Here is a 26,769-nt window from a genome sequence, read left to right as displayed (position 1 = left end):
TCTCCTGATTCGCCTCGAACGCCTGACGGAAGAAATCCGCTCAGAAAGTTGAATTGTCAAGCAACCGCGTTTCGTCTTTCGCGCCGATTGTGCATGTTGCCTTCGCCCCCTGCATAGAGCTGCGGACGGTACGCTCCCTATCATCGGCCGATAGAGGGAGAGTTCGTCCATGTTGCAGATTGCCGATCAGAAAGTCCGTCTTGGAGATGCCGCACGCCGCTTCCTGGCGACGGACCGAAAAATGCTGATCGACGGCCAGTGGGTCGACGCGCAGTCGGGACGGACGATCAAGGTGGTCGATCCCGCCACTGGTCTCAAGCTCGTCGACGTGCCGGCCGGTGGGGTGGCGGATATCGATCGGGCAGTTGCCGCTGCACGCCGCGCTTTCGAAGGGGCCTGGTCCGCTGCCCGTCCGGTGCTGCGCGAACGGCTCCTCCTCAAGCTGGCCGATCTGCTCGAATCCAATGCCGACGAGTTGGCCGAACTGGAGACGATCGACAGCGGCAAGCTGCTGATGATGTCACGCCATGCCGATCTGACGCTGGCGATCGACTCGCTGCGTTACATGGCCGGCTGGGCGACCAAGATCGAAGGCACGACGATCACGCCCTCGTTCAATTATGTGCCGCCGGGCATGGAATTCACCTCGCAGACGCTGCGTGAGCCGGTTGGCGTCGTCGGCCAGATCATTCCGTGGAATTTTCCGCTGGTGATGGCGATCTGGAAGATCGCTCCGGCGCTGGCGGCAGGCTGCACGGTCGTGCTCAAGCCCGCCGAGGACACCCCGCTGACAGCATTGCGTCTCGGTGAGTTGATCTGTGAGGCAGGCTTTCCGGACGGCGTGGTCAATATCGTGACCGGTGATGCCGAACCAGGGGCCGCGCTCGTCGATCATCCGGATGTCGACAAGATCGCCTTCACCGGATCGACCGAAGTCGGCCAGATCATTCAGCGGCGGGCTGCCGACAGCATGAAGCGGCTTTCGCTCGAACTCGGCGGGAAGTCGCCTGTCGTCATCCTCAAGGATGCGGACATCGGCATGGCCGTGCAGGGCGCGGCGCAGGCGGTGTTCTTCAACCATGGCCAGGTGTGCACTGCCGGCTCCCGCCTGTTCGTCGAGCGGCCAATCTACGACGCGGTAATGGAGGGGCTCGCCGAGTGCACCGACGGCTTCGCGCTCGGATCGGGCTTCGATGCGACCAGCCAGATGGGCCCGCTGGTTTCGGCCAGGCAACGCGACCGCGTGCAGGGCTTTCTGGAGACCGGCCGGAAGGAGGGCGGTCGTCTGATCGCGGGCGGAACGGTGGTCGAGGGCGGTGGCTTCTTCTTCCGACCCGCCGTCTTTGCGGACACCCGTCCTGACATGACCATCTATCGTGAGGAAATCTTCGGCCCCATCCTCGCGGCTACCCCGTTCGACGATCTCGATGACGCGATGCGGCTTGCGAATGACAGCGTCTACGGCCTCGGGGCGAGCGTGTGGACCAACAATCTGGCGCTCGCCAATCGGGTCGTACGGCGACTGAAAGCCGGCAATGTCTGGGTGAACTGCCACAATCTGCTCGATCCGGCGGTGCCCTTCGGTGGCTATCGCATGTCGGGCTATGGCCGCGAACTCGGTCATGCGGTGACCGATCTCTACACCGAGAGCAAATCGGTCACGACTTTGCTGCTTTGATCGTGGATCGGCGATTTACTTGGTTTTTCAACTATTCTCGCGTCGGGAGCGGGACAGGGCTTGGTTTTCGCACGCAGTGTACGGGCTTGGCGGGTTCGATCGCGGTGGCTGTCATCACCGTCGATCACTGCCGCCACGGGCGCTGAGCATCCGGAAAGACCGATAACGACAAAAGCTCCTGGGAGGAGCGAACAAAGTAAGAGGGAGAACTACGATGGGTCAGTCCTACAAAAGGGTGTGCCACCTACTGGCGGGAGCGACGATGCTGGCGGGTCTGCCCGCGCTCGCCCTGGCGCAGGAAGCGGCTCCGCCGCCTGCGGAAGTGGTCGAGGACGGCATGGGCGATATCGTCGTCACCGCGCAGAAACGCGAGCAGAGCATCCAGAAGGTCAGCGTCGCGATCAGTGCGCTGGGCCGCGAAGGTCTGGCGGATCTCGGCCGCCAGGATGTCTCCGCGCTCGCCGCAAAGCTTCCGAGCCTGCAGGTCCTGTCCTATAGCCCGACGACCACCGTCTTCAACATTCGCGGCGTGTCGCAGAACGACTTCGCCGACACCCAGGAGGCGCCGATCGCCTTCTATAATGACGAAGTCTATGTCAGCGCGCTGGGCGCAATCGCCGGCCAGACCTTCGATCTCGAGCGCATCGAGATGCTGCGCGGACCGCAGGGCACGCTGTTTGGGCGTAACGCGACGGGCGGCCTCGTTCAGATCGTCTCCGCCAGGCCCACGCGGGACCTGTCCGGCTTTCTGACGGTTACGGGCGGGAGCTATGGACAGATTGCAACCGAAGGTGCCGTCAGCGGCCCGCTAAGCGAGACGTTACGTGCGCGCCTGTCGTTCACAACAGAGCATCGCGGCGGTTACATCAAGAACGCGATCGGCAAGGACATCGGCAATGCCCGCTTCTATGCGGGCCGTTTCCAGCTTGCAGGCGACGTCGGCGACAGCGGATCCTTCAACCTGAAGATTCAGGGCATGCGCAACGACGACGAGCGCAATGGCGGCCTCTACAGCCACCGTACGGCGGTCGCCAATGCTGACGGGCTCGGCGAATATGTCGGCCCGAACGAGAATCCCTTTGGGACGTGCAACGGTTGCGACCTGTTCGGCTATGTCCAGCCCGGGTCCAACCCCTTCAAGGTCGCATTCAGTGGTCCGAACAATTTCAGTCGCACCTATTGGAGCGGTACGCTGCGCTACGAGCAGGACCTCGGTGGAGCCACGCTGACCTCGATCAGCGACTATCAATATCTGAAGAAGCGCTACGGCGAGGATGGCGACATGTCGCCGGCGCCCATATTTCTATATTCCACGGCGCAGAATCTCGACCAATATTCTCAGGAGCTGCGCCTGTCGGGCGACAGCGGTCGGCTGAACTGGGTCGTCGGCGGCTATGCGATCAAGATCGTCAGCGACAACGACTATAACACCGATCTCTCCGCGATCGGGCTCGACGAGGTCTATGGCGGTCGTCTTAAGACGACGTCCTTCGCAGCCTTCGGCCAGCTCGAATATGCGGTGACTGATAAGGTCAGTCTCATCGGCGGTGCGCGCTATTCCTATGACCGCAAGACTCTCGATTTCACCCATATGGAAAATGGCGTGGTCGATTTCACCTTCAACCGCGCCAGCGTCGGCAAGCTCGCTCGCCAGGTCTTCAAAGATTATTCGGGCAAGATCGGCATCAATTTCAAGCCCAACGACGACACGCTGATCTATGCCAACGTCAATCGCGGCATCAAGGGTGGCGGTTTTGGCACCCCCGCATTCAACCCCGGCGATCTGTCCACGATCCCGTTCAAGGAGGAGGTGCTGACCGATTATGAAGGCGGCGTGAAGCTCACCCTCGGCCGTGGCACGCATCTCAATTTCTCCGCCTTCTATTATGACTATCAGGACTATCAGGCGTTCGAGCTGGTCGGCATCGCGCTCGCGGTCCGCAACAAGGATGCGACCATCAAGGGTCTTGAAGCCGAGTTTAACACGCGCCCCGTCGACGGCCTCTTTCTCTCGGCCTTCGGAACGTATCTCGACAGCAAGGTTAAGGGCGTGAAGCTCCCGGGTGGCCGCGTGGCCGATACGCGCATGCCGCAGGCGCCGAAACTCAGCGTGGGTGGCCTCGTCCGCTATGAGATTCCGCTGGCGGACTGGACCCTCGCCTTCCAGACCGACTGGAAATATGACAGCGCTCAATATTTTTCGACCTTCAATGCGCCGGTCGACCGGCAGGCGGGACGCATCGTCGGCAACGCGCGCATCAGCTACGCGTCCGATGACAAGAGGTGGGACCTGGCAGCCTTCGTCTCCAACCTCACGGATAAGCGCTACAAGCTCTACAATCTCGATCTGTCGGGACCGTTTGGATTCACCCAGCAGACCTATGCCCGCCCGCGCTGGTTCGGCGCGAGCGTCACGCGGCATATCTGATCTGATCCATCCGGCATGAAAAAGGGCGGCCCGCCCGGGTCGCCCTTTCTCGCAGGTCGCGCTGACCCGCCTCGTCAATGCTGTGACCGCTCCGTCAGCTTGTCGAAGAAGGTCATGCCCACATTCGCCACCAGCGACCCGCCGTCGACCGCGAGCACCGCGCCGTTGACGAAGGACGCTGCGGGCGAGAGCAGCCAGGCGATCGCCTCGGCGGCCTCGTTCGAACTGCCGGCGCGGCGAGCAGGAACATGCTCGCTGACCTTGGCATAGGCGCCCTCGAGATCGTCGGCGATGTGCATCGTCTCCATCTCCTCATCGCCCATTTCGGTGCGGATCCAGCCGGGAGCGACGATATTGGCGCGCAGCCCGTCGCGGGCATGTTCATAAGCGAGGGCCTGGGTCATCAACTGGAGTCCGGCCTTGGATGCCGAATAGGCGGCGAGGCCCGGCCCCGTCTGCAGTCCACCGACTGAGGTGATCGAAACGACCGCACCCTTGGTGGCGAGCAGGTGGGGAAGGGCGGCCTGCGTCATCACAAAGGGGCCCGTCAGATTGATCGCGATCTGCTGGTTCCAGGCGTCCAGGCTCATTTCCCCATATGGTGCATTGATCAGAATGCCGGCGTTGAGCACGAGGCCGTCGAGGCGTCCGAAGCGTGCGACGATATCCGCGATGATCCCCGCAGCGGCGGTTGGATCACCGACGTCGGCGGTGAAGACCGCCGCGCCCGTTTCCACGGCGACCGCCTCCAGTGGCTCACGCCGCCGACCGCAAATGACCACTTGCCAGTCCTTGGCCAGCCGGCGGGCGGCCGCGGCGCCGATGCCACTGCCGCCGCCCGTCACCAGAACCACCGGCTTGTCCGACTCGATTCCCATGCCTTTCTCCAAAACAGAATATGGTCGGCTTAAAATAGCCTGATTGAACGATTCTGACGAATATTCATTGAATAATCCAGTTTTAATTGGACCTTGGTACAAATTACCTTATCGTCATCCGCGACTCATGGGGTGAGGGGCGGAAATGCGTTGGGTAGATATTGCGCCGCTGACGGGCGGCACCTTTCTGGGCATGTACCCGATGATGACCACGCCGATCCTGATCGGGGGTGCGATGGACGGTGCGGCACTGTCCTCCGAACAAGCGGGCTGGATCGGTACGATCTCGGTCGGCGCCGTCGCTGCGGCGTCGATGCTGTTGCCCGGCCTGCTGCACCGCTTTCGCGGACGGGCGCCGCTCTGTCTGTTCGCGGCACTGCTCGTTGCGGGCTATGCAGGTTTCGCCGTTGCCGGGGATTTCTCCGCCTTTGCGCTCTTCGCGCTGGTCAGCGGGATCGGATCGGGCGGACTGCTCGCGGGCATGGCGATGCGGATTGCCGGCATGACCGATCCCGACCGGATCTATGGCAGCATCTATGCGGCAGCCACGATCGCCTTCGCGATGCTGTTGTTCGCAGTGCCGATCATCGGTGGCGAACATGGCATCGGCGCTGCCTTCCTGGCGCTCGCGATGATGGCGCTGCTCGTCTCACCGGCGCTGCTGTTCGTCGGTGACCATGTCGTCGATGAAGCAGCGGGGACGGCCGGTTCGAAGACGCCCTGGGGGATGGTCGCGATCGTGATGCTGGCGATGGCGATCGCCTTCCCGCTCTACGGCGGCGTTTACTCCTTTTGCGAGCGGCGCGCGGTCGCGGTCGGATTATCCCCGGCGGGGGTCGGGGCGGTGCTGGGCGCGACCACCCTCATGACGGTGATTGGCTCCTCCCTGGTCGCCTGGATCGGAACGCGGCCGGGTCGGACCATCCCGACGATGGTGACGATGGCGATCGCGTCGATCGCCTATGCGCTTGCCCTGGGCGGCGGCAGCGCGCGGATGTTCGTCATCGGTATGTTGGCTTTTGGCCTGATCCAGATGGCGCTGAACAGCTATTTCTTCGGGCTCGCATCGATGCTCGATCCCGGCGGGCGTGTCGCGGCTTTCCTCCAGGGCTTCTCGCTGATTCCCTATGCCTTCGGAGCGGCCTTGTTCGGCACGCTCGGCAACCTCCCCCGGCTGGCCCTGCCCGCCCTGGCGATCAACCTCGTCGCAGCACTGATCCTGCTGCCCGTTCTGACGCGGCTCGACCGCACGGCGCGCGCGGTGCGGCCATGACGGTCGTCCGCGCGCGCCTCGGCTGGTCCCATGTCGCTGGCCTTGGCGTGGCCCTGGTCGTTGCGGGCCAGTTTTCGGGCTGGAACTATGGGCTGGCCGCTTCGGGCTGGGGCAATATGGTCGCGGCCACGCTGCTGATGGCGCTGCTCTGTTTCGGGCTCGGGCTGTGCCTTGCCGAACTCTCCGCCGCGCGTCCGCATGCAGGCGGGCTCTATGTCTATTGCGCGGATGCGTTCGGGCCACTGGTCGGATCGGCCGTCGGCTGCGCGGTTTTCGTGGCACTGTCGATTGGAACGGGGGCAGCGGCCGAGTTCGTATCGGCCTATGCCAGCCATGTCCTGGGCTTCGGCGGCTGGCCGCTGAAGCTTGTGCTCTTCGCTGCAATCCTGACCCTGCATCTGCGCGGCGCAGGAGAGGCGATGCGGATGATGATGGCGGCGGGCGCGCTCGCTGTGGCGGGGCTCCTGCTGTTCGACGTGGCGATGATGCCGCACTTCGACTCCGCCAATCTGGTCCGTGCGGGAGAGCGGTTGCACGTCGATCCGGCGGGCATATTCGCCTGCATCCCCTACGCGATCTGGCTGTTCATCTCGGTCGAGCAGTCGGCTGCAGCGTCCGAAGACGTCGACGATCCCGCGCGCAACATGCCCCGGGGCATCATCGCCGCAGTCGCGACCCTGCTGATCTCGGGGCTGGGCGTGCTCGTTCTTGGCGCCGGGGCTGGTGGCATCGAGCGGATCGGGACCGCAGCCGACCCGCTTTATGCCGCGCTGGCGGGGGTGCCGGCGGGAGTACCGCACTGGGTGATCGTCGGCGTCGGACTGAGCGGGATACTGGGCCTGATCGCGACGCTGTTCTCGCTGATCTACGCCGCATCGCGCCAGCTGTTCGCACTGGCCCGAGACGGCTTCATGATCGCACCGCTTGCCCGCACCAACAGGTTCGGGTCGCCGCACCTGGCGTTGCTGCTGGTCGGCTCGATCGGGCTCGCCGCCTCGGCGGTGCCACCCGACCGCATTCTGCTCGCGGTCGTGCTGTCGCTCAGCGCTTCCTACATCGTCCTGCTGGCAGCGTTCGTCCGGCTGCGCCGGACACGCCCCGACCTCGCTCGCCCGTTTCGTGCCTGGGGCGGCGTCGGATTGGCGGGCCTGTGTCTGGCGCTCGCCATCACCCTGTTCCTCGCCTGTTTTCGCGCCGATCCGCGCGTGCTGATCGGCCTGGGCCTGCTGATCGGCTGTGCCGCCGGCACGCATCTTCTGCGCCGCCATCGCGCGGTCATACCCTTCGAAAGGACCGTCGATGTCGTCTGAACAAGCGCTGCTCGAGCGCCGCTATCGCGTCTTGGGCCGCAACGCCCCACTTTTCTACGAACGGCCGGTTCACCTCGTGAAGGGACGCGGGGTCTGGCTGACCGACATCGACGGTCGCGACTATCTCGATGTTTACAACAACGTCCCGCATGTTGGCCATTGCCACCCCCATGTCGTCGATGCGATCGCGCGGCAGGCGGCCACGCTCAATATTCACACGCGTTATCTTCATGAAAATGTCGTCGCCTATGCCGAGCGGTTGACGACGACCTTCGCTCCGAGACTGTCGAGCGCGGTGTTGACCTGTTCGGGTACCGAGGCGAACGAGCTGGCTTTGCGGATGGCGCGCTACCGCAGCGGCGGCACCGGCGTGATCGTGAGTGACTTCAGCTATCACGGCAATTCGGAAACGCTGGCTGCGGTAACGACCTGCTTTCCGGTGCCCGAACCCTTTCCACAGTTCGCGCGCAAGGTGGCGATCCCCGATCCCTGGCGCGACCGCGAGGGGCGGAGCGACGAGGAGCTTGCCGATCATTTCGCGGCGCAGGTCGACGCTGCGGTCAAGTCGCTGCAGGCGGACGGCATCCAGGTTGCCGCCTTCCTGATCGACACGCTGTTCGCGAACGAAGGCCTTCCGGGGCCGCTGCCCGGCTATGTCGCCAAGGCAGTCGAGATCGTCCGCGCGGCGGGCGGTCTGTTCATCTGCGACGAGGTCCAGGCGGGCTTCGGCCGTACCGGCACGATGTGGGGTCACCAGCTGACCGGCGTCACCCCCGACATCGTCACCATGGGCAAGCCGATGGGCAATGGCCATCCGATCGCAGGTCTGGTCGCGCCCACGGATCTCGTCGACAGCTTCGGGCTGGCGGCGACCTATTTCAATACCTTCGGTGGCAATCCTGTCTCCGCCGCCGCCGGCATGGCGGTGCTCGATGTCCTCGAACAGGAGAAGCTCCTGGACAATGCGCGGACCGTCGGGGCCTATGTGCAGCAAGGTCTCAACAGGCTTGCCGACAAACATGCGATCGTCGGCAATGTGCGCGGACGCGGGCTCTTCTTTGGGCTGGAACTCGTCCATGGCGATGCCGATCGCTCGCCTGCGACGGCGGAGACGAAGCGCGTGATGAACATCATGCGCGACAATGGCGTGCTGATCAGTCGGATCGGGCGCCACGACAATATTCTCAAGATGCGCCCGCCGATGGTGTTCGCCCAGGAGCATGCCGACCTGCTGCTGAGGGTGCTCGACGATGCGCTTGGCGCATTGTGATCGAGGGACTCTTGATGACCGATTTCTATAAGCTCAGCGATGAAGTGCAGGCCAAGCGCCTCGCCGACCTCGCCCGCGTCGCGCTGGACCGCTGGCCGGGCAGCTTCCACGATATCCATCTGATCAAATATCGCGAGAACGCCGTTTTCTCCGCTCGTCGCGACGATGGCGCGCGCGTTGCCGTGCGCGTTCATCGCCACGCCTATCACAGCGATGCCGCGCTCCGGTCCGAACTGCTTTGGATGCAGGCACTCGGACATGAGGGGGTCGCGGTGCCGCCGATCCTGCCAAGCCGGGCGGGTGAGATATTCGAGACGGTGTCGGGGCCGGGGGTTCCCGAGCCGCGTCAGGTGGACGTGCTGGGCTGGCTGTCCGGGACGCCCGCCGGCTCGTCGGAGGAAGGGCTGGGCCTGGGCGCGGCGGAAGCGGAGCGACTTTTCTTCGCGGCGGGCGCGCTGGCGGCAACGATGCACGATCGCGCGGCGGCGATGATGCTGCCGCACGATTTCGAACGCCATGCATGGGATGAGGCGGGGTTGATCGGGTCGGATCCCTTGTGGGGCCGCTATCTGGAACTGGACATGCTGTCGGTCGAGCAAAGAGAATTGCTTGCCGAAGCCAGTGCCCGAGCGGCGATCGATCTTTCCGAGTTCGGCAAGGGCGCGCACAATTACGGCCTGATCCATGCCGATTTCGTGCCGGAAAACCTGCTGGTCGAGGACGGGCAACTGAAGCTGATCGACTTCGATGATGGCGGTTTCGGCTGGCATATGTTCGATCTGGCGACAGCGCTCTATTTCAACCTCAATCATCCGTCCTATGGCAACATGGAGCGCGCCCTGTTCAGCGGCTATCGATCGGTTCGGGCGCTTCCCGACGATCATGAGAGCCGCCTGCCGCTCTTCCTCTTCCTGCGCAGCACGACCTATCTCGGCTGGGTGCAGACGCGGCCGGAGACGCAGACCGCCAGGGACCTCGGGCCTTTCCTGGTCGAGCGTGCCTGTACCGTCGCCGGACGCTATCTTGACCGGCACGCCCATGGTAGCCGGGCGGCATGACGACAGGTCGATGGTGACGGAAGAGTCCGGCCGCGTGCCGGCCACGCAGGCGCGGGGACGCAAGCGGCGGGAGACGCTGCTTGCTTCCGCTCGAATCCTGCTGGGCGAGCGCGACAGCAGTCAGATCACCCTGGCCGACATCGCCGCGCACGCCGATGTGCCGAAGAGCTCGGCCTATCATTTCTACACGGATGCGCTCGGCCTTTATGTCGAGCTGGTCGCGATCCTCGACGGTGAACTGCAGCAGTTGATCGAGCAGCCGCTGCCGCGCGTTCGTGACTGGGAAGAGGCGATGGGCGTGATCATCGATCGCGCCGCCTCCTTCTTCGAGGACAATCCCGCCGCCCAGCAATTGATGCTGTCGTCTCAGACGCCGCCCTTGATAAAGCGCTTCAGCCGTCGGGCCGACATGGACACGAGCCGCCTGATCGAAGACCTGATCGAGGCGCAGTTCATCCTTCCTGACATCCCGGATCGCAGCCGCATCTTCTTTCATGCGGTCGAGGCGGCGGACCTGATGTTCGGCCTGTCGCTGTTCGAAAGCGGCGCGCTGCTGCGCGAGATGGTCGAGGAAGCGAAGCGCATGAGCTGCGCCTATCTCGCGCTTTATCTTCCGCGACATCTTCCGCGGCGCGCTTAGCGAGGCGGGCTGCTGGCGACGCCCTGCCGGAAGGCTCAGTTCCTCGCGCGCAGGCTGGCAGGCGGGGTCCCGAAGCGGCGCTTGAACAGGCGCGCAAAATGGCTGCTGTCGTTGAAGTATGTCGGCGACCGTTTCCTTGAGGCGACCGGCCAGATCTTCGACCGCGCGCCGTCCTACTGGGTCCAGAATGCCCGACTGACGCTTGCCAGCAAGGAGGGCGGCTGGGAAATCGCCGCCCGGGGCAGGAATATCTGGAACAAGGATTATCGGGCCTACATCAACAATGTCAGCTTCTTCCGGCTCGAAATCTATGGCGAGCCGATATCCTACGGCCTTTCGGCGTCCGTCAAATTCTGAACCTGCAGGGGACCGTCGGTGGAACCGGCGGCCGAGCGACCGCAGACGCGCGCTATCACGCGGCGCGAAAGGCCAACTGTTGAGCGTAGAAAAGCTCTGATCGTCAGCGCGTGGCGCTTTGCGCCAACAGGCGATCGCGCGCGCCGCGCACTTCCTGCAGGCGGTTGCGCCGCAACCTCCCGACTTCCTCGGCCGAATAGGGCGTGAAATCCGCTGCTACCTCGGGGCTCATCTCCGGGATCAGCCAGTTCAGGACCCGCGCCAGTTGGGCGTCGGTCAGATGGGCATTGGCGGCACCAGGGACGCGGCCGATATAGTCGCGCCCCTCGGGCAGCAGCGCGAACCGTCCCAATATGCCGCGCATGTCGGGCACTTTGCCGGGCTTGCCGCTGCCATCGGGAAGATGGCAGCCCTGACAGTGCAGCATATAGTTGATCCGGGGTGACAGCGTCTCGGGATCGGGGGCGTTGGCCGCAGTGAGCCAGGTCAGCGCGGTCGCGCCGAACGCCAGCGATGCCACCAGCGCGCGCATCCTGTCAGCCCGCCGGTCCCAGCACGACGGCCGTCGAGCAGTTATAGACGACACCGTTCTGCGTGCCGAGACACCAGTCGAGATCGTTTGCTGCCGACGGCTGGTATACGGGCATGTCGCGCTCGTTGCGCGTGCATTCGCACCGCCCGCACGCGCTCTTGCCGCAGCAGTCGTTGTACGAGATCACATAGTCCTTGTTGTCGACGGGATTGCGGCAGGTCCCGATCCAGGTGATCGGCGAGGGCTCTGTGCCCGGTGGGCAACTCGATGCCGATCCGCCGCAGCAACTGCACAGAAAGCCGTCGATCGCACAGTAGCGCCAATAGTCGCAACTGGACGGATCGCCGGACTCGCCCGGCTGGGGCGGTGTCGGGGTGGTCGCGGCGATGCTCCGCGCGATAGGCAGCAAGGGGGTCGCGCCGATGGTGATCGCCGCGCCCAGACGGCCGATGAAGCTACGCCGTGACAGACGTCGTGCCGCACTGCGCGCCAGATATTCGGCCACTCGGTCCATTCTGTTCATGCAACAGTCCTCTGCTGAACCTGCTTCGGGAGCTTGCGTCCCTTTTCGAGAAACTCCTGCAGCGAGGCCACGCCGCGCCGGCGCGCTTCGAACAGGCTTTCGAGATGCTCGCGATTGTTGACGAGCCCCTTGGCCGCGACATGGCCGTCGGCCTTGATCAGTACGGCATAGGGAAGCTTCGATACGGCATAGGCCATGCCCAGATCGGTCGAGAGAACGAGCGGGAAGGCTTCCAGGCTCTCGTCCGCGATCATCGCGCGCTGCAGCGGCTCATCGCCATCGCTTGCAAGTACGACGCGCAAGGAGGCGGTCTCCTCACGCGCGATCGACTTCACGATCGGGATCAGCGATTTGCACATCGAACAGCGCGGCGACAGGAAGAAGAGGAGCGTGTCGCGTCCGTCTCGATCCTGGCCGCCCAGCGCGACCGCTCGGCCGTCCAGCGCCTCGAGATCGAAGCGCGGCGCATGATCGCCGACCGCGACGCCACCGGGCAGCGTCAGCGCCCCAACGGGACCGAGTCGCTCATGCAGCATCCCGACCTGGCGAAAGAGCAGCAGCACCGCTGTGCACAAGGCGAGGATCAGTATCCATTGGACAATGATGGCGACCGAGAGGGCGATGATCATGGTTTGATCTCCCGAGCCGTCTGCATGGCGGCCTCCATGATGGCGTAGAGAAGCGCGGCGGTGGCGACAGTACAGGTGAGCCCGATCCAGTCGATCCAGATCAGGGGGCGACCCCCGCTGGGCGCGGTTGCGACGAGGATCGCCAGGACAGCTAGCGCCAGATTCCGCAGGACCATCGCGGCGCGGATCGGCTGGCCGGTCTTGCCAAAGGCCAGGCATCCGCAATCGATGGTCCGCCGTCCGCGGCGGAGGTTGATCGCGATCGCGCCCGCGTAGAGCAGAAGCAGACTGGCGATGGCGATCGGACCGGCAACGCTCCCGAGCAACGTGGCCACCGCCGAAGCGCCTTCGATCAGGGGAAGGAGCAGCGCGATGGCAGGCAGACCGAACGCCGGGAGCAGCCGATAATCATCCAGCGCCTGGCGGAAGCCGGTGAGGTCGCGCAGCTTATGTACGCACGCCGCCAGCATCAGCGCTGCGAGCGCACCCCGCACGGAAAAGGCGATGAACGGATCGATCATCACTTCGCCGCAGGCGCCGGCTGCAACACGGTTATCGCGTTGCCCATTTCCCCGATCTCGCGGAGTTTCCTGCCGGTCGCCGCGTCATAGACGACCAGCTTGGGGACGGTGAACATCGCCGTGTACAGAAGCGGCTGGTCGTCCTCGCTGACCGCGATCGCGGTCGCCGGGCCATCCATCGGAATGCGCTGCAGCCTTTTGCCCGATGTCGCGTCGAACACCCAGATCTCGACGCCCGGATCCTGGCGGGTAGACTGCCCGCCCTCATGCATCAGCGTGTAAAGGCGGTTGCTCCGCGCATGATAGGCGATTGGCTGAACGCCACCGGTGCGCCAGCCCGCGACGTCCTTGTCGATCATGCTCCACCGCTTCTTGACGACGGGAACCGGACCGGCACCGTCGACGATCACCGCTTCGGTGTCGAAGGTCTGGAACAGCCATTCGGTGGGGGACAGGCGAACCGGCTTTTCGTGCGCCGGGTCTTTTTCGGAGAAGAAAGGCTTGGATGCCTTGCCGAGCGTCAATGCGCCCGTTTCTGACAGCGTCGCAGTCTGCATCGAGCCATCGCCGCACAGCATCATGAAGCGCCGGGCGCTGACCGGATAGATGAGGGTGCATCCAGGCGTTTCGGTTTCGCCGATCAGTTTGCGCGCCTGAACGTCGACAACGGTAATCGACTGTTCGGGGGTGAAATTGGTAACGAGCTGGAAGCGATCGTCGTCGGTCCGCGTCGAATGGGCGAGAAGGGGCAGGACCTTCATCTGCTTGGGCGGGATCACGACTTCGCCGGTCTGGCCAAGCGTCTTGATGTCATAGAAAGTTACGACATCGGTTCGCTCACCGGTCGTGCCCCGGGAGTAATAGGTCGATACCATCGAGAATTGCTTGCCGTCGGGCGCGATCTGCAGCGGACCCTGCACATAGCCGCCGCTTACCATGCCGAGGAACGTACCGCTGTCCGCGTCGACCAGATAGGCGCGGCCATCGAGCGGACGGGTGAACGAAACATCGTTCACCCACACCCAATGCGGCTTCATCCGCGCTTCGAGATCGACGACATTAAGGGTTTCGGGCTGCAACTCGGCCATCGCCGGCGTCGCGATCAGGGTTGCAAGAAGGGCGGTGCGCCAGAATTTCATTCCACGACTCCCTCTGGGCATATACTCGCCCATCACTTGGCCAAAGTCTTGAGATAGGCGATCAGGTCCGCGCGCTGCTGAGCGTCGGGAATGCCGCCAAAAGCCATGCGGTTACCGGGTACCAGCCCCGAAGGCCGCGTGATGAAGGCATCGAGCTTGGCTGCCGTCCAGACGATGTCGCTCTTTGCCATGGCCGGCGAATAGGCAAACCCAGCTGCGGTGCCGGCCTTGCGACCGACGACGCCGTTCAGAGCCGGTCCAATCTTCGGGCCCTTGGCGGGATCGACCGAATGGCAGATCGCGCACCGTTTGAAGATGGTGGCGCCCGCAGACGCGTCCTGCGCGAGAACTGGCGCGGCAGAGCTTGCCCCCAGCAAGATCGACAGAAAATGGAGTGTTCGCACGCGGCCCATTCCGACAGCACCCTCATCGTCGGTTTCGGAAAGTCGACTCAATCGCTTTCCTTTTCAAGTAATTTCGATCGAGATATCGCGATCGGATCGAGGTGTCACTAGAAATTTCAACTAATCGCCATCGACCCCATCGCCGGGGCTGCATCCATGCCCTGAGCAATTTCGCGGCAGAGTCGTTCGAACAATCGGATTGGTTCCGACAGGTCACCGATCCGCCAGCTGACGATGATCGGAGAAACCGCTTCGCGCTCCACGATCGGTCGATAGATGATGTCGTCGCGGCGCAGGCGCTGAACGGTGGCTGGCACGATGGCGATTCCCGCGCCAGCTGCGACAAGACCTAGCGCGGTCTGCAATTCGCGCACCTCCCGGGTTGGGCCAGGGCGAATGTCATGGTCCTTCAGTATGCCGAGCAGCTGATCCGCATAGCTTGGACGCGGCTCGCTGGGATAGAGGATGAGGGCCTCTCCTTCGATGTTGGTCAGGCTGATCGGTTGCCCGTTGCGCAGCGCCAGCGGATGGCCTGCCGGAAAGGCCATCAGCAGGCGCTCGCGTGTGATCAGATGGCGGCGGATCGCGCCATCTTCGATCGGCAGCCGGCCGAACCCCGCATCGATCCGGCCATCCTTGAGCGCGGCAATCTGGGACACCGTGTTCATCTCGATCAGATCGACCTCGACCTCTGGGGCGGCCTCGCGGAAATGGCGGATCAGGTCGGGGACCGGACCGTAGATCGTCGATCCGACGAAGCCGATGATGAAACGGCGGCGACTGCCCTCGGCATGCAGTTTCATCGCGGTTCGCAACTGACCTACGCTGTTCATCACCCGTTCCGCATGGTCGAGCAGAAGACGGCCGGCGTCGGTCAGCGCGACGGGCCGGCTCTCGCGGTCGAACAGGGTTTGCCCGAGATCTTCCTCCAATTCCCGGATTTGCCGGCTGAGCGGGGGCTGGGCGATGCCGAGCGCTTCGGACGCGCGCGTAAAATTGCGTTCCTTGGCGACCGCCAGAAAGTAGCGCAAATGCCTTAGCTCCATGAGAATATCTCTGGGGTATCGAAAAAGACTTATCAAGTCTTTGTAACATTCGGGCAGCACCGATACCACCCAGGTATCTTGGGTAGGGGAGCACGCATGATTGCCGTCGAACGGGTGGAAACCCTGATCGTCGATGTGCCGACAATTCGTCCGCACGTTCTCGCAATGACCACCATGTACCGCCAGACGCTTTGCCTCGTGCGGCTGCATTGCGCCGACGGTGTGACAGGTATCGGCGAGGCGACCACGATCGGCGGTCTGGCCTATGGGGACGAAAGCCCCGAAGGCATCAAACTGGCGATCGATACCTATTTCACGCCGATCCTGCTCGCCGGGGATGCGGCCCGACCGGCTTCGATCATGGCGGCGCTCGCCAAGTCGATCGTCGGCAACCATTTCGCGAAATCAGCAATCGAGACGGCGTTGCTGGATGCGCAGGGCAAGCGCACCGGCCTGCCAGTGAGCGAACTTCTCGGCGGACGCCGACGGGATAGCCTTCCGGTGCTGTGGACGCTGGCAAGCGGCGACACCGCCAAGGACATCGCCGAAGCCGAGGCTATGATCGACGGCCGTCGGCACAATGCCTTCAAGCTCAAAATCGGCAAGCGGCCGGTCGTCGAAGACGTTGCTCACGTCGGGGCGATCAAGAAGGCGCTGGGGGGCAGGGCCTCGATCCGGGTCGACGTCAACATGGCATGGGACGAAACGACGGCACTGAAGGGCATGAAGATGCTGGCGGACGTCGGCTGCGACCTGGTCGAGCAACCGATCTCGCGCAACAATCGTGCGGGCATGGAGCGGCTCCGCGCTGCGGGCGTCATCCCGATCATGGCCGACGAAGGGCTGCGCGGTCCGGTCGATGCCTATGACCATGCGGTGCGGGGTGCGGCCGATGTCTTCGCGGTGAAGATCGAACAGTCCGGCGGCCTCGTCGCGGCCAAGGCCGTTCAGGCGATTGCCGATGCCGCGGGCGTCGCGCTCTACGGTGGAACGATGCTCGAGGCGGGTGTCGGCACCATCGCCTCCGCGCATGTCTTCGCGACCTTCGACACGCTTGCGTTCGGCACTGAACTGTTCGGGCCGCTGCTGTTGACCGAAGAGATCCTCGAAACCCCGCTCGCTTATGGCGACTTCGCGCTGGCGGTGCCCTCCGGTCCCGGCCTGGGCATTGCCCTCGACGAGGATCGCATTTCCTTTCTCCGCCGCGACGCGGAGCCCCGTCCGACGATCAGTATCGCATCGTCTCAGAAAGGCTGAACCCTATGCTCTTCATGGTGGAAATGGACGTGAATGTCCCGCTCGACTACGACGCCGAGCGCTTCGCCCAGCTTAAGCTGGCCGAGAAGGAGCGATTCCAGGAACTGCAGCGCGCGGGCACGTGGCGCCATATCTGGCGTGTTGTCGGCCATTACAGCAATGTCAGCATCTTCGATGTCGAGAGCAATGCGGCGCTGCACGACATCCTGACGAGCCTGCCTCTCTATCCCTTCATGGATATGCGGGTGACCGCCTTGTGCCGCCATCCCTCGTCGCTTCACGACGACGACCGCTGATCCCCCCAGAACCGAATCACAGGAGACGGATGATGAACGTGGACTTCGTTAAGACCCCGGCCGTGCAGGACCTGCTCGATCGTGCAAGCGGCACCTCGGTCGCAGGTGGCAATGCGCGGCTGAAGGCGATCATGCGCGACTGGCTCCAGTCGACCATGGAACTGATCGTCAAGCACGACATCAGCGAGAGCGAGTTCTGGCAGGCGATCGCTTTCCTCCAGAAGGGGGCGGGCGAATTCGGCCTGATCGTGCCCGGCGTCGGCATCGAGCATTTCCTGGACCTCTACATGGACGCGAAGGACAAGGAAGCCGGACGTGACGGCGGTACGCCGCGCACGATCGAAGGCCCGCTTTATGTCGAGAACGCGCCGCTGGTGGAGAATGACGCCAATCTGACCAGCGACGCCGACGACACCGGCACGCTTTACATGTCGGGCCGCATCCAGGGGCCGGACGGGGAAGCCGTTCCCAACGCCATTCTTCATGTTTGGCATGCCAATTCGAAGGGCTTCTATTCGCATTTCGATCCGACCGGCGAGCAGACCCCGTTCAACAACCGCCGCCGCATCAAGCTCGGCGCGGACGGCCGCTATGCCTTCCATTCCAAGATGCCGAACGGCTACAGCGTGCCGCCGCAGGGGGCCACCGACCAACTGATGCAGGCCCTGGGCCGTCACGGCAACCGCCCTGCGCACGTCCATTTCTTCGTCGAAGCGCCCGGCTATCGGACGCTGACCACGCAGATCAATTTCGGCGACGATCCCTTTGCTGCCGACGACTTCGCCTTCGGTACCCGTGAAGGCCTGCTGCCCGTCCCGAACCGTCAGGGAGACACCGCGCATATCGCGTTCGACTTCACTCTGCAGCGCGCTGTCGCCGCAGACGACGAGGCCTTCTCCTCGCGCGTCCGTGCCAGTGCTTGAGGATCGGACGGCTGGATGAACAAGATCTATTCCGATCCCGCCGCTGCGCTCGACGGGCTGCTGTTCGACGGCATGACGATCATGTCCGGGGGCTTCGGCCTGTCGGGCAATCCCGAAAGCCTGATCCCCGAGATCCGCCGATCCGGGGTGAAAGGGCTGACGGTGGTGTCCAACAATTGCGGTGCCGATGGCTTCGGCTTGTGGATGCTCCTGGAAAGCCGGCAGATCCGGAAGATGGTCTCGTCCTATGTCGGTGAGAACAAGCTGTTCGAGCAGCTCTATCTGTCTGGCGAACTGGAGCTCGAACTCACCCCCCAGGGGACGCTCGCCGAGCGGATTCGTGCGGGCGGCGCGGGTATTCCGGCCTTCTATACCAAGACCGGTGTCGGCACGATCGTCGCCGAGGGCAAGCCGGTCGAGACGTTCGAGGGCGAGGAGTATGTCCGCGAAACCTGGCTGCGCGCCGATCTCGCGATCGTGAAGGCGTGGCGCGCGGACAGCGCGGGGAACCTGATGTTCCGTAAGACCGCGCGCAACTTCAACCCGAACATGGCGACAGCGGGCCGCGTGACCGTCGCCGAGGTCGAGGAGATCGTCGAAGACGGCAGCTTCGATCCCGATCATGTCCACACGCCGGGAATCTATGTCGACCGCATCGTCCTGAGCACGATCAACGAGAAGCGGATCGAGAAGCTCACCACCCGGCCGAAGGAGGGCGCGCAATGAGCTGGACCCGCGATCAGATGGCCGCGCGCGCGGCGAAGGAACTGCGCGAAGGCTTCTACGTCAATCTGGGCATCGGCATACCGACGCTGGTGGCGAATTTCATTCCTGAAGGCATGCACGTCACGCTGCAGTCGGAAAATGGTATGCTGGGCATGGGACCCTTTCCCTTCGAGGGCGAGGCCGACCCGGACCTGATCAATGCCGGTAAGCAGACGATCACCGCGCTGCCGACGTCGAGCTTCTTCTCCTCCGCCGACAGCTTCGCGATGATCCGTGGGGGCCATATCGACCTGACGGTGCTCGGGGCAATGGAAGTCGCGGCCAATGGCGACCTCGCCAACTGGACGATCCCAGGCAAGATGATGAAGGGCATGGGTGGCGCGATGGACCTCGTCGCCGGCGTGAAGCGCGTGGTTGTCGTCATGGACCATGTTGCCAAGGACGGATCGCCCAAACTGCTCGACCGCTGCACCCTGCCGCTGACCGGTGCCGGAGTGGTCGATCTCGTCATCACCGACCTTGCGGTTCTGGAGGTCGACAAGGGTGCCGGTGCGTTCAGGCTGGTCGAACTGGCTCCAGGCGTAAGCGAGGCCGAACTGCGCGAGAAGACCGCTGCGACGGTCGAAGGGGCCTTGGCAGCATGACCGAGGCGTTCATATGCGATGCGATACGGACGCCGATCGGGCGCTATGGCGGCAGCCTGTCCGGCATCCGCGCCGACGATCTCGCAGCGATCCCGCTGCGTGCGCTGATCGAGCGTAACGCCTCGCTTGACCCGGCCGCGATCGACGACGTCATCCTCGGCTGCGCCAACCAGGCGGGCGAGGATAATCGCAACGTCGCGCGGATGGCGGCGCTGCTCGCCGGCCTGCCTGACAGCGTCGGCGGATCGACGGTGAACCGCCTTTGCGCCTCCGGCCTCGACGCGGTCGGCTCCGCAGCGCGGGCGATCCGTGCGGGAGACGCCGATCTGATCATCGCCGGCGGCGTGGAGAGTATGAGCCGCGCGCCGTTCGTCATGCCGAAGGCCATGAGCGCCTTCTCGCGCGACAATGCCGTGTACGACACGACCATCGGCTGGCGCTTCGTCAATCCGGCCATGAAGCGCCAATATGGCGTCGACTCCATGCCCGAGACCGGTGAGAATGTCGCGCAGGACTATGGCATCTCACGCGAGGACCAGGACGCGTTCGCGCTGCGCAGCCAGCAAAGAACCGCCAAGGCGCAGGCCGAGGGCGTGCTGGCTGCGGAGATCGTTCCCGTCCGCGTGACAGGCCGCAAGGGTGACATTGTCGTGGATCGCGACGAGCATCCGCGCGTCGACGCGAGTGCCGAGGGGTTGGCCAAACTCAAGCCGATCGTCAGGCCCGACGGCACGGTCACGGCAGGCAATGCCTCGGGCGTGAACGACGGCGCTGCCGCTCTGATCATCGCAAGCGAGACGGTTGTGAAGTGTCACGGCCTCACGCCACGGGCAAGGATCCTCGGCATGGCGAGCGCTGGCGTCGCGCCGCGCGTCATGGGTATAGGCCCGGTGCCTGCGACCGAGCGGCTGATGTCCCGGCTCGGTCTGAAAATCGGCGACATCGATACCATCGAGCTCAACGAGGCTTTTGCGAGCCAGGGCCTCGCGGTGCTGCGCGGCCTGCATGTCGAAGACGCCGATGAACGCGTGAACGGACATGGCGGCGCGATCGCTCTCGGCCATCCGCTCGGCATGTCGGGCGCGCGGATCGTTCAGGCGCTCGTTCATCGGCTCGAGCGCGGAAACGGCCGTATTGGCCTTGCGACGCTGTGCGTCGGGGTCGGACAGGGGCTGTCGCTCGCAGTGGAGAGACTATGACCGAAAGACGCATCGTCGTGGGCGATGGCTGTGGGATCGCCTATCGCATCGATGGGCCGGCAGACGCGCCGGTCCTCATCCTGTCCAACTCGCTGGGTACCGCCATGGCGATGTGGGATGCGCAGATGGACCGTTTCGCGAGGCATTTCCGTGTCGTGCGCTATGACAGCCGGGGCCATGGCCGTTCCGATGCGCCGGAAGGCAGCTATTCGATGGATCGGCTAGGCCGGGATGTGATCGAACTTGCCGACGCGCTCCACATCGACAGGTTCAGCTTCTGCGGTCTCTCCAAGGGCGGTATGGTCGGGCAGTGGCTCGGCTGGCGGGCGCCCGAGCGGCTCGAACGACTGATCCTTGCCAACACCTCTGCCTATATGGGCCCGCCTTCGGGATGGGACGACCGGATCCGCGCCGTCCATGCCTCCGGCATGGGGGCAATGGTGGAGCCTGTGCTCGAGCGCTGGTTCACGGCCGGCTTCCGCGCGGAGTCGGGCGCCGAACTCGATGCGGTCCGCCGCCTGCTGCAGAACACCGAGGCGCAGGGCTATGCCGGTTGCTGTGCCGCGATCCGCGACATGGATCAGCGCCCATTGCTGTCGCTGATCCGCGTGCCCACGCTGGTGATAGCGGGAGATGCCGATCCGGCTACCCCGATCGAGCATTCGCAGCTTCTGGCCGGTGGCATAGCGGGTGCCGAACTGTGCGTGCTCGCCGCCGCCCACCTGTCGAACGTCGAGCAGCCGGAGGCTTTCGCCCAGGCGGTGCTCGCCTTCTGTGGCCATGTCGAAGCCGCCTGACGGTGGAAGGTGCGATCCAGGTCGTGGACCGCAGCCGCACCCGCCGCGCGGTGATCGGTTCGCTCGCCGGCAACGCGCTCGAATGGTATGACTTCTTCCTGTTCAGCGCCGCTGCGGCGCTGGTATTCAACAGGCTATTCTTTCCGACCGCGGACAAGACAGCGGCCTCTCTGGCCGCGCTCTCGGTCTATGCTGTGGGCTTCATCGGCAGGCCCGTCGGCGGGCTGATCTTCGGCCATGTCGGGGATCGCTACGGCCGCAAGGCGGCGCTGATCTGGACGTTGTCGATCATGGGCGTCGCCACCTTCGCCATGGGCCTGCTCCCGACCTATGACCGGATCGGCTGGTGGGCGCCCGCGCTGCTGGTCCTTCTGCGGCTGGCTCAGGGCGTGGCAGCAGGGGGCGAATGGGGCGGAGGCGTGCTGATGATCACGGAGAACGCGCCGTCCCATCGGCGCGGCTTCTTCGGTGCCTGGAGCCAGGCGGGGGTCGGACTGGGCTTCGTCATTTCGTCGCTGGCTTTCTATCTGGTGCGCCAACTGCCCGAGGGGGATTTCTACAGCTGGGGCTGGCGTCTGCCCTTCGTCGGCAGCATCGCGATCCTCGCAGCGGGTATCTTCATCCGAAAGCGGGTGGCGGAAACGGCGCCGCAGTCGCCGGACGCCGCCCATCGAGCGATGCCGCTCGTCACCTTGCTGCGGCGCTATCCGCGCGCGCTGTTGCTGGGGATCGGTGCGCGGCTTGGGGAAAATGGCGGATCGCAGCTGCTGATCACCTTCTCGCTGGTCTATGGAGCGTCGGTCGGCGCTTCGACCGACCTGCTCCTGATCGGCGTCATGATCGGCATGGTATCGAACAGTGCGATGATGCCGCTGTTCGGACTATTGTCCGATCGCGTGGGCCGACGTCCTGTCTATATGGCGGGGCTCGCTGCAATGGCCGCCTTTGCCTATCCCTTTCTGCTGATGCTGGGATCGGGATCGCCGCCGCTGATCCTCGCCGCCTTCGTCGTCGGTAATGGCTTGTGTCACGCCGCGATGATCGGCGTGCAGCCCGCGCTCTACAGCGAGATGTTCGAGGGCGAGGTGCGCTATTCCGGACTCGCCTTCGTTCACGAGGTCGCGGCAGTGGTGGTGGGGATGGTTCCGCTCGTCTCGGCAGCCTTGTTCGCGCGCTACGGCTCTCCGGTGCCGATTGCGCTCTATCTGGCGGGCCTGTGCCTGATCAGCTTCGTATCGGTCGCGATGATCAGGACGGCTCGGCCGACGCCGTCGTCTTGAGATTTTCCGCGACCCGTTCGAGCAGCGCCGTCAGCTGGTCGATTTCTTCCGCACTCATTCCGGCGAAAGCCTGATCGTAGAGGGCGGTTGCTGACCGCCAAGCGATGTCGCCTGCAACTTCGCCCTGCTCGGTCAGCACCACTTCCATCACGCGTTCCTTGCCAGGACGCGGCTGGCGGCGAACGAGGTCGTCGGCTTCCATGCGCTGGATGATCTTGGTCATGGTCGGCAGCTTCTCAATCGCATGGGATGCAATCTCGCTGACGCTGGCCACGCGGTCCTGGTGCAGCGTCATCAGTACGCGCCAGCGCGGCATGTCCAGGCCGGTCGGGCGCAGCATGTCCTCCATGCGCGCGCGATAGCGGCCGCTGGCGCGGGCGAGCCAGTAGAAGGGCCAGCTGCGATAGCTGAGGTTGCGTTCCGCCGATCCGCTCATTTCCGTTCCTGCCTTTCCGGACGCATCATCAAAATTGAGTTGAATATTCAACCTAACATGCTATCCAGCGTGACTATTCATTCTGGGCAGAGGGCAATGGCAAAGGACGCGATCTTCGTCGAGCAATTCCGCCTGGGAAGCGATGGGCCCACCGTCGCCGTCAAGGACTGCATCGACATCGCCGGCTGGCCCACCCGCGCCGGCAGCGAGGCGCTGGCCGACATTGCCCCCGCGACGCGCCATGCCGATGTGGTCGAAACGATTCTCGCGCGGGGTGGGCAGATCGTCGGCAAGACCAACATGCACGAACTGGCCTATGGCGTGACCGGCGTGAATCGCTGGCTCGGCACGCCGCTCAACAGCCGCTACCCCGACCTCATTCCCGGCGGGTCGTCGAGCGGCTCGGCCGCTGCGGTCGCCGCAGGGCTCGCCGATATCGCGATCGGCACCGACACCGGTGGTTCGATCCGGATGCCGGCCGCCTGCTGTGGGGTGTTTGGCCTGAAGCCCAGCTTTGGCCGGGTCAGCCGGCGCGGATGCACGCCGGTCTCGTCGAGCCTCGATTGCGTGGGTCCCTTCGCCCGCGATGTCGCCGGGTTGGAAGCTGGTATGGCGCTGATCGACCCGGGGTTCGAGGCCGAGGCAGTCCCCTCGGCGGTGCGGCTCGGCTGGGTCGAAACCGATGCCGATCCCGAGATCGTGGAGGCTGTCCGCGGAGCGCTCCAGCGGCCCGGCGTCACGCTGATAGATGTCGATCTCGATGGCCTGCAGGAGGCTTTTCAGGCCGGCATTGCGATCATGGCAGCGGAGATGTGGGCGTTGTTCGGCCCGCTGGCGGAGGACCCGCGCATGGGCGCCGATGTGCAGGCCCGCATCCGGGCGGCCGCGAGCGTGACGCCGGATCAGGTGGCGGCCGCCGAGACGGTGCGCGAGAGTTTCCGGGCGAAGGTCGATGCCGTGCTGGCGGACGTCGATGCGCTCGTTCTGCCGACATTGCCGGCCATACCGCCGGCGCTAGACGATCTTGGGGATGCCGCGCGAATGCTGCGGCTGACCTCGCTGATCCGGCCGTTCAACGTCACCGGACATCCGGCTCTGAGCATTCCGATCGACGGTCCCGGCGGCAAACCCGCGTCGATCCAGCTTGTCGGCGCAATGCTCGGCGACGAAGCTTTGTGCGCCGTCGCGCATCGCGTCACGGTGGATGCGGCATGACCGACAAGGACGAAATCGCCGCCCTGCGATCCGAGCTCGCGCGGCTCCGTGCCGAACACGACGTGCGGGCCGTGGTGATGCGCTATTTTCGTCTATGCGACACGCTTGGCCCCGATACGTCGCTCGAGGCGCTCGGCCTGTGCTTCACACGCAACGCGCTGTGGGAAGGTCGGGGTCGCTACGAACAGGCGTTCGGCCGCCATGAAGGCCGTGGCGCGATCGTAGCGATGCTCGGCAGTTACGCCGCGCCGGTCGCTCATTTCGCGATGAACGCTCATTTCCTGTCGAGCGAGACGATCGTCGTCGAAGGTCCGGATGCTGCCGTCGGACAATGGTCGATGCTGCAGACGTCGACCTATCGCGATGGTCGATCCGATCTCCGATCGGCGGCGTTGACCATTCACTGTACGGTGGAGGACGGTGCCTGGCGCATCGCGCATTTCATCACCGAAAACCTCTTCGCCCGCGACGTCGACCATTGGTCCGACGCCGCCCCGATTTCCGTACCTGAAGCCGACCGCTCGCCGAGGGAGCCATCATGAGCACAGATTTCGCCACGCTGGTGCGGGACGATCGCGTCCTGACTCCGATGTATACCGACCCGGCCATCTTCGAGGAAGAGATGGACCGCATCTTCAAGAACACCTGGGTCTGGGTCGCGCATGAGAGCGACATTCCGACCGGCAACAGCTTCAAGACCTCGCATGTCGGCCGCGAGCGCGTGATCGTCACCCGCGACAAGCAGGGAAAGATCCACACCTTGCTGAACCGCTGTCGGCACCGCGCCGCGACGATCTGCGAAAAGCGCAAGGGCAAGGCCAGCGTCTTTGTCTGCCCCTATCATGGGTGGAGCTATGAAGTGGATGGCGCCCTGCGCAAGGTGCCGCATCTGAGCGGCTATGGTGAGGGGCTCGAACAGTCGGAACTCGGGCTGGTCTCGCTACGCACCGAACAATATAACGGCATGATCTTCGCCACCTATCGAGACGATATCGAGCCGCTCGTCGAATTTCTGGGTGGCGCCAAGAAGTGGATCGACCTGTTCATGAAGCAGGGCGGCGGCTACGCTGTGAAAACGCTGGGCGAGCACCGCTTCCGCTTTCGCGGCAACTGGAAGATACAGCTCGAAAATACCACCGACGCCTATCATTTCCCGATCGTCCATAAGACCTTCCTCGACTCGCTCGATGCGGAGGCCGAAAATGTGTTCGACGTGCTCGGTCAGGGCGGTTGGGTCGAGGATCTCGGCAATGGCCACAGCGTGATGGTGATGATCCCCGATCTGATCGATCTGGAAGAAGGCCTGGACGCGCCCATTCCGCAGCGCTTCCAGGAACTGGCCGATGCACTGGCTGCCGAAGGCTTGCCCGACGCCCAGATCCGGCGGATCGTTCGCGCCGTTGGTGGATCGGGTTTCAACCTGAACCTGTTTCCGAACATTGCCTGTTCGATGGCCTTCTTTCGGGTGCTGCGCCCGGTCGAGGTCGATGAGACCGAGATCACCCATGTCGCGATCGGCATGGATGGGGGGCCGGCGGCTGCCAACCGAATGCGGTTGCGCCTGCATGAGCATTTCCAGGGCCCGATGGGCTTCGGAACCCCCGATGATGCCGAGGGCTGGGAGCGCGTCCAGCGCGGCGCCGAGGCTGGGGAGAAGCTTTGGATCATGGTCAACCGCGGCGTCGATGCCCCTGAGGGCGTCGCCGCGCCGGGCCATGCAGCGGGCGACGTCAGCGCCGAGACGGGCATGCGCGCCGCCTATCAAATGTGGAAAAGGATGATGACCGCGTGAGCACGCTCGCTGAACCCCTTAGCCGCACGGATGCGGTGGACGCCCCGTCGCTGCAGGATGCGATCCAGTTCATCTGGGCCGAAGCCGACATCCTCGACCGGCTTGAGTATAAGAAATGGCTGCCGCTCTGGACCGCAGATGGTCGCTACGTCATTCCGACGGAGCGCGGCCTGGCCTCTTATGACGACAGCCTCAACATCGTGAACGATGGTGCGGAAATGCGTCAGGCGCGGATCAAGCGCTTGCTGTCGGGTTTTTCGATGTCCTCGGCGCCGCCGGCGCGCACAGTGCGCACCGTTTCGCGCTTCGTTCCCGTTGCGCAGGAAGAGGGGGCGCTCAGGCTGCGCGCCGCGATGATCCTCGTCGAGTATAAGTATGAAAGGATGCGCACGCTGGCGGGCGATGTCGACTATCGTATCGTCGCGACGCCCGACGGGCTGAAGCTCGATCACAAGATCGTCACGCTGATCAATTGCGACGATTTCCAGCACGGCATCGGCTATCTTCTCTGAAGGGGG

The 26,769-nt window shown here is 64.2% G+C and carries 29 protein-coding genes; 20 read left to right on the top strand and 9 right to left on the bottom strand.

Going from position 1 to position 26,769, the window contains the following annotated elements:
- Nucleotides 1-169: 169 nt before the first annotated feature.
- Nucleotides 170-1,678, top strand: a complete 1,509-nt coding sequence (locus ACNI3R_RS02440) for an aldehyde dehydrogenase family protein (protein ID WP_426179606.1) — start codon at nt 170-172, stop codon at nt 1,676-1,678.
- A gap of 214 nt (nt 1,679-1,892) precedes the next feature.
- The gene (locus ACNI3R_RS02435; RefSeq protein ID WP_426179604.1) at nt 1,893-4,106 is read left to right on the top strand and encodes a TonB-dependent receptor; all 2,214 of its coding nucleotides are present in this window, start codon (nt 1,893-1,895) and stop codon (nt 4,104-4,106) included.
- 74 nt (nt 4,107-4,180) lie between these two features.
- On the opposite strand, the gene ACNI3R_RS02430 is transcribed toward ACNI3R_RS02435, so the two are convergent.
- Complete coding sequence (locus ACNI3R_RS02430; RefSeq protein WP_426179603.1) at nt 4,181-4,984, bottom strand: SDR family NAD(P)-dependent oxidoreductase; 804 nt, start codon at nt 4,982-4,984, stop codon at nt 4,181-4,183.
- Nucleotides 4,985-5,129: 145 nt separating this feature from the next.
- Here ACNI3R_RS02430 and ACNI3R_RS02425 point away from each other — a divergent pair, with 145 nt between their 5' ends.
- The 6 genes from ACNI3R_RS02425 to ACNI3R_RS02400 all read left to right on the top strand — a co-directional run bounded on the left by ACNI3R_RS02425 (nt 5,130) and on the right by ACNI3R_RS02400 (nt 10,892).
- A complete protein-coding gene (locus ACNI3R_RS02425; protein WP_426179602.1) occupies nt 5,130-6,257 on the top strand; it encodes an MFS transporter in 1,128 nt (375 codons plus the stop codon).
- Nucleotides 6,254-7,567 (top strand): amino acid permease, encoded by a 1,314-nt coding sequence (locus ACNI3R_RS02420; protein WP_426179600.1) that lies wholly within the window; start codon nt 6,254-6,256, stop codon nt 7,565-7,567. The genes ACNI3R_RS02425 and ACNI3R_RS02420 overlap by 4 nt, the downstream gene beginning before the upstream one ends.
- Nucleotides 7,557-8,837: an aspartate aminotransferase family protein gene (locus tag ACNI3R_RS02415; protein ID WP_426179599.1), complete on the top strand. Its 1,281-nt coding sequence runs from the start codon at nt 7,557-7,559 to the stop codon at nt 8,835-8,837. The genes ACNI3R_RS02420 and ACNI3R_RS02415 overlap by 11 nt, the downstream gene beginning before the upstream one ends.
- A 14-nt stretch (nt 8,838-8,851) precedes the next feature.
- A complete protein-coding gene (locus ACNI3R_RS02410; protein ID WP_426179598.1) occupies nt 8,852-9,895 on the top strand; it encodes a phosphotransferase enzyme family protein in 1,044 nt (347 codons plus the stop codon).
- Nucleotides 9,861-10,535 (top strand): TetR family transcriptional regulator, encoded by a 675-nt coding sequence (locus ACNI3R_RS02405; RefSeq protein ID WP_426179597.1) that lies wholly within the window; start codon nt 9,861-9,863, stop codon nt 10,533-10,535. The genes ACNI3R_RS02410 and ACNI3R_RS02405 overlap by 35 nt, the downstream gene beginning before the upstream one ends.
- Nucleotides 10,536-10,616: 81 nt before the next feature.
- Nucleotides 10,617-10,892 carry a hypothetical protein gene (locus tag ACNI3R_RS02400; RefSeq protein ID WP_426179595.1) on the top strand — a complete coding sequence of 92 codons (276 nt, stop codon included), beginning with the start codon at nt 10,617-10,619 and terminating at the stop codon, nt 10,890-10,892.
- A 103-nt stretch (nt 10,893-10,995) separates the two neighbouring features.
- Here ACNI3R_RS02400 and ACNI3R_RS02395 read toward each other — a convergent pair whose 3' ends face one another.
- The 7 genes from ACNI3R_RS02395 to ACNI3R_RS02365 form a co-directional block, all read right to left on the bottom strand.
- On the bottom strand, nt 10,996-11,424 hold the full coding sequence (locus ACNI3R_RS02395; protein ID WP_426179593.1) for a c-type cytochrome: 429 nt from the start codon (nt 11,422-11,424) through the stop codon (nt 10,996-10,998).
- Between the two features lie 4 nt (nt 11,425-11,428).
- Nucleotides 11,429-11,947, bottom strand: coding sequence for a methylamine dehydrogenase light chain (locus tag ACNI3R_RS02390; RefSeq protein WP_426179591.1), 519 nt, complete (start codon nt 11,945-11,947; stop codon nt 11,429-11,431).
- Nucleotides 11,944-12,576: a methylamine dehydrogenase accessory protein MauD gene (gene mauD / locus ACNI3R_RS02385; RefSeq protein WP_426179590.1), complete on the bottom strand. Its 633-nt coding sequence runs from the start codon at nt 12,574-12,576 to the stop codon at nt 11,944-11,946. The genes ACNI3R_RS02390 and mauD overlap by 4 nt, the downstream gene beginning before the upstream one ends.
- Entirely contained in the window at nt 12,573-13,097 is a 525-nt protein-coding gene (locus ACNI3R_RS02380) for a MauE/DoxX family redox-associated membrane protein (RefSeq protein WP_426179588.1), read from the bottom strand. The genes mauD and ACNI3R_RS02380 overlap by 4 nt, the downstream gene beginning before the upstream one ends.
- Nucleotides 13,097-14,236 carry an amine dehydrogenase large subunit gene (locus ACNI3R_RS02375; protein WP_426179586.1) on the bottom strand — a complete coding sequence of 380 codons (1,140 nt, stop codon included), beginning with the start codon at nt 14,234-14,236 and terminating at the stop codon, nt 13,097-13,099. Before ACNI3R_RS02375 ends, ACNI3R_RS02380 begins: the two co-directional genes overlap by 1 nt.
- A 32-nt stretch (nt 14,237-14,268) precedes the next feature.
- A complete protein-coding gene (locus ACNI3R_RS02370; RefSeq protein ID WP_426179584.1) occupies nt 14,269-14,691 on the bottom strand; it encodes a c-type cytochrome in 423 nt (140 codons plus the stop codon).
- Nucleotides 14,692-14,756: 65 nt separating this feature from the next.
- The gene (locus ACNI3R_RS02365; protein WP_426179583.1) at nt 14,757-15,896 is read right to left on the bottom strand and encodes a LysR family transcriptional regulator; all 1,140 of its coding nucleotides are present in this window, start codon (nt 15,894-15,896) and stop codon (nt 14,757-14,759) included.
- On the opposite strand from ACNI3R_RS02365, the gene ACNI3R_RS02360 reads away from it, so the two are divergent.
- From ACNI3R_RS02360 to ACNI3R_RS02325, 8 genes are read left to right on the top strand one after another with little or no spacing between them, the layout of a single operon-like run.
- Nucleotides 15,783-16,943: a muconate/chloromuconate family cycloisomerase gene (locus ACNI3R_RS02360; protein ID WP_426179581.1), complete on the top strand. Its 1,161-nt coding sequence runs from the start codon at nt 15,783-15,785 to the stop codon at nt 16,941-16,943. The two genes, ACNI3R_RS02365 and ACNI3R_RS02360, sit on opposite strands and share 114 nt — an antisense overlap.
- Before the next feature lie 5 nt (nt 16,944-16,948).
- Entirely contained in the window at nt 16,949-17,239 is a 291-nt protein-coding gene (gene catC, locus ACNI3R_RS02355) for a muconolactone Delta-isomerase (protein WP_426179580.1), read from the top strand.
- Nucleotides 17,240-17,271: 32 nt separating this feature from the next.
- A complete protein-coding gene (locus ACNI3R_RS02350; protein WP_426180250.1) occupies nt 17,272-18,162 on the top strand; it encodes a dioxygenase family protein in 891 nt (296 codons plus the stop codon).
- A 15-nt stretch (nt 18,163-18,177) separates the two neighbouring features.
- Nucleotides 18,178-18,888, top strand: coding sequence for a CoA transferase subunit A (locus ACNI3R_RS02345; RefSeq protein ID WP_426179578.1), 711 nt, complete (start codon nt 18,178-18,180; stop codon nt 18,886-18,888).
- On the top strand, nt 18,885-19,532 hold the full coding sequence (locus ACNI3R_RS02340) for a 3-oxoacid CoA-transferase subunit B (protein WP_426179576.1): 648 nt from the start codon (nt 18,885-18,887) through the stop codon (nt 19,530-19,532). Before ACNI3R_RS02345 ends, ACNI3R_RS02340 begins: the two co-directional genes overlap by 4 nt.
- The gene (pcaF, locus tag ACNI3R_RS02335) at nt 19,529-20,731 is read left to right on the top strand and encodes a 3-oxoadipyl-CoA thiolase (protein ID WP_426179574.1); all 1,203 of its coding nucleotides are present in this window, start codon (nt 19,529-19,531) and stop codon (nt 20,729-20,731) included. Before ACNI3R_RS02340 ends, pcaF begins: the two co-directional genes overlap by 4 nt.
- A complete protein-coding gene (pcaD, locus tag ACNI3R_RS02330) occupies nt 20,728-21,528 on the top strand; it encodes a 3-oxoadipate enol-lactonase (protein ID WP_426179572.1) in 801 nt (266 codons plus the stop codon). The genes pcaF and pcaD overlap by 4 nt, the downstream gene beginning before the upstream one ends.
- A 2-nt stretch (nt 21,529-21,530) precedes the next feature.
- Entirely contained in the window at nt 21,531-22,808 is a 1,278-nt protein-coding gene (locus ACNI3R_RS02325) for an MFS transporter (RefSeq protein WP_426179571.1), read from the top strand.
- On the opposite strand, the gene ACNI3R_RS02320 is transcribed toward ACNI3R_RS02325, so the two are convergent.
- A complete protein-coding gene (locus tag ACNI3R_RS02320; protein WP_426179570.1) occupies nt 22,777-23,244 on the bottom strand; it encodes a MarR family winged helix-turn-helix transcriptional regulator in 468 nt (155 codons plus the stop codon). The two genes, ACNI3R_RS02325 and ACNI3R_RS02320, sit on opposite strands and share 32 nt — an antisense overlap.
- Nucleotides 23,245-23,340: 96 nt before the next feature.
- Here ACNI3R_RS02320 and ACNI3R_RS02315 point away from each other — a divergent pair, with 96 nt between their 5' ends.
- From ACNI3R_RS02315 to ACNI3R_RS02300, 4 genes are read left to right on the top strand one after another with little or no spacing between them, the layout of a single operon-like run.
- Nucleotides 23,341-24,459 carry an amidase gene (locus tag ACNI3R_RS02315; RefSeq protein ID WP_426179569.1) on the top strand — a complete coding sequence of 373 codons (1,119 nt, stop codon included), beginning with the start codon at nt 23,341-23,343 and terminating at the stop codon, nt 24,457-24,459.
- The gene (locus ACNI3R_RS02310) at nt 24,456-25,001 is read left to right on the top strand and encodes a nuclear transport factor 2 family protein (protein WP_426179567.1); all 546 of its coding nucleotides are present in this window, start codon (nt 24,456-24,458) and stop codon (nt 24,999-25,001) included. The genes ACNI3R_RS02315 and ACNI3R_RS02310 overlap by 4 nt, the downstream gene beginning before the upstream one ends.
- Nucleotides 24,998-26,251: an aromatic ring-hydroxylating oxygenase subunit alpha gene (locus tag ACNI3R_RS02305; RefSeq protein ID WP_426179565.1), complete on the top strand. Its 1,254-nt coding sequence runs from the start codon at nt 24,998-25,000 to the stop codon at nt 26,249-26,251. Before ACNI3R_RS02310 ends, ACNI3R_RS02305 begins: the two co-directional genes overlap by 4 nt.
- Nucleotides 26,248-26,763, top strand: coding sequence for an aromatic-ring-hydroxylating dioxygenase subunit beta (locus ACNI3R_RS02300; protein WP_426179563.1), 516 nt, complete (start codon nt 26,248-26,250; stop codon nt 26,761-26,763). Before ACNI3R_RS02305 ends, ACNI3R_RS02300 begins: the two co-directional genes overlap by 4 nt.
- Nucleotides 26,764-26,769: the final 6 nt, after the last annotated feature.

The sequence above is a fragment of the Rhizorhabdus antheiae genome (assembly GCF_049889055.1).
Taxonomy (GTDB): domain Bacteria; phylum Pseudomonadota; class Alphaproteobacteria; order Sphingomonadales; family Sphingomonadaceae; genus Rhizorhabdus.
The sequence above is the reverse complement of the archived record's forward strand: the minus strand, read 5'-3'. Positions and strand labels throughout refer to the sequence as shown.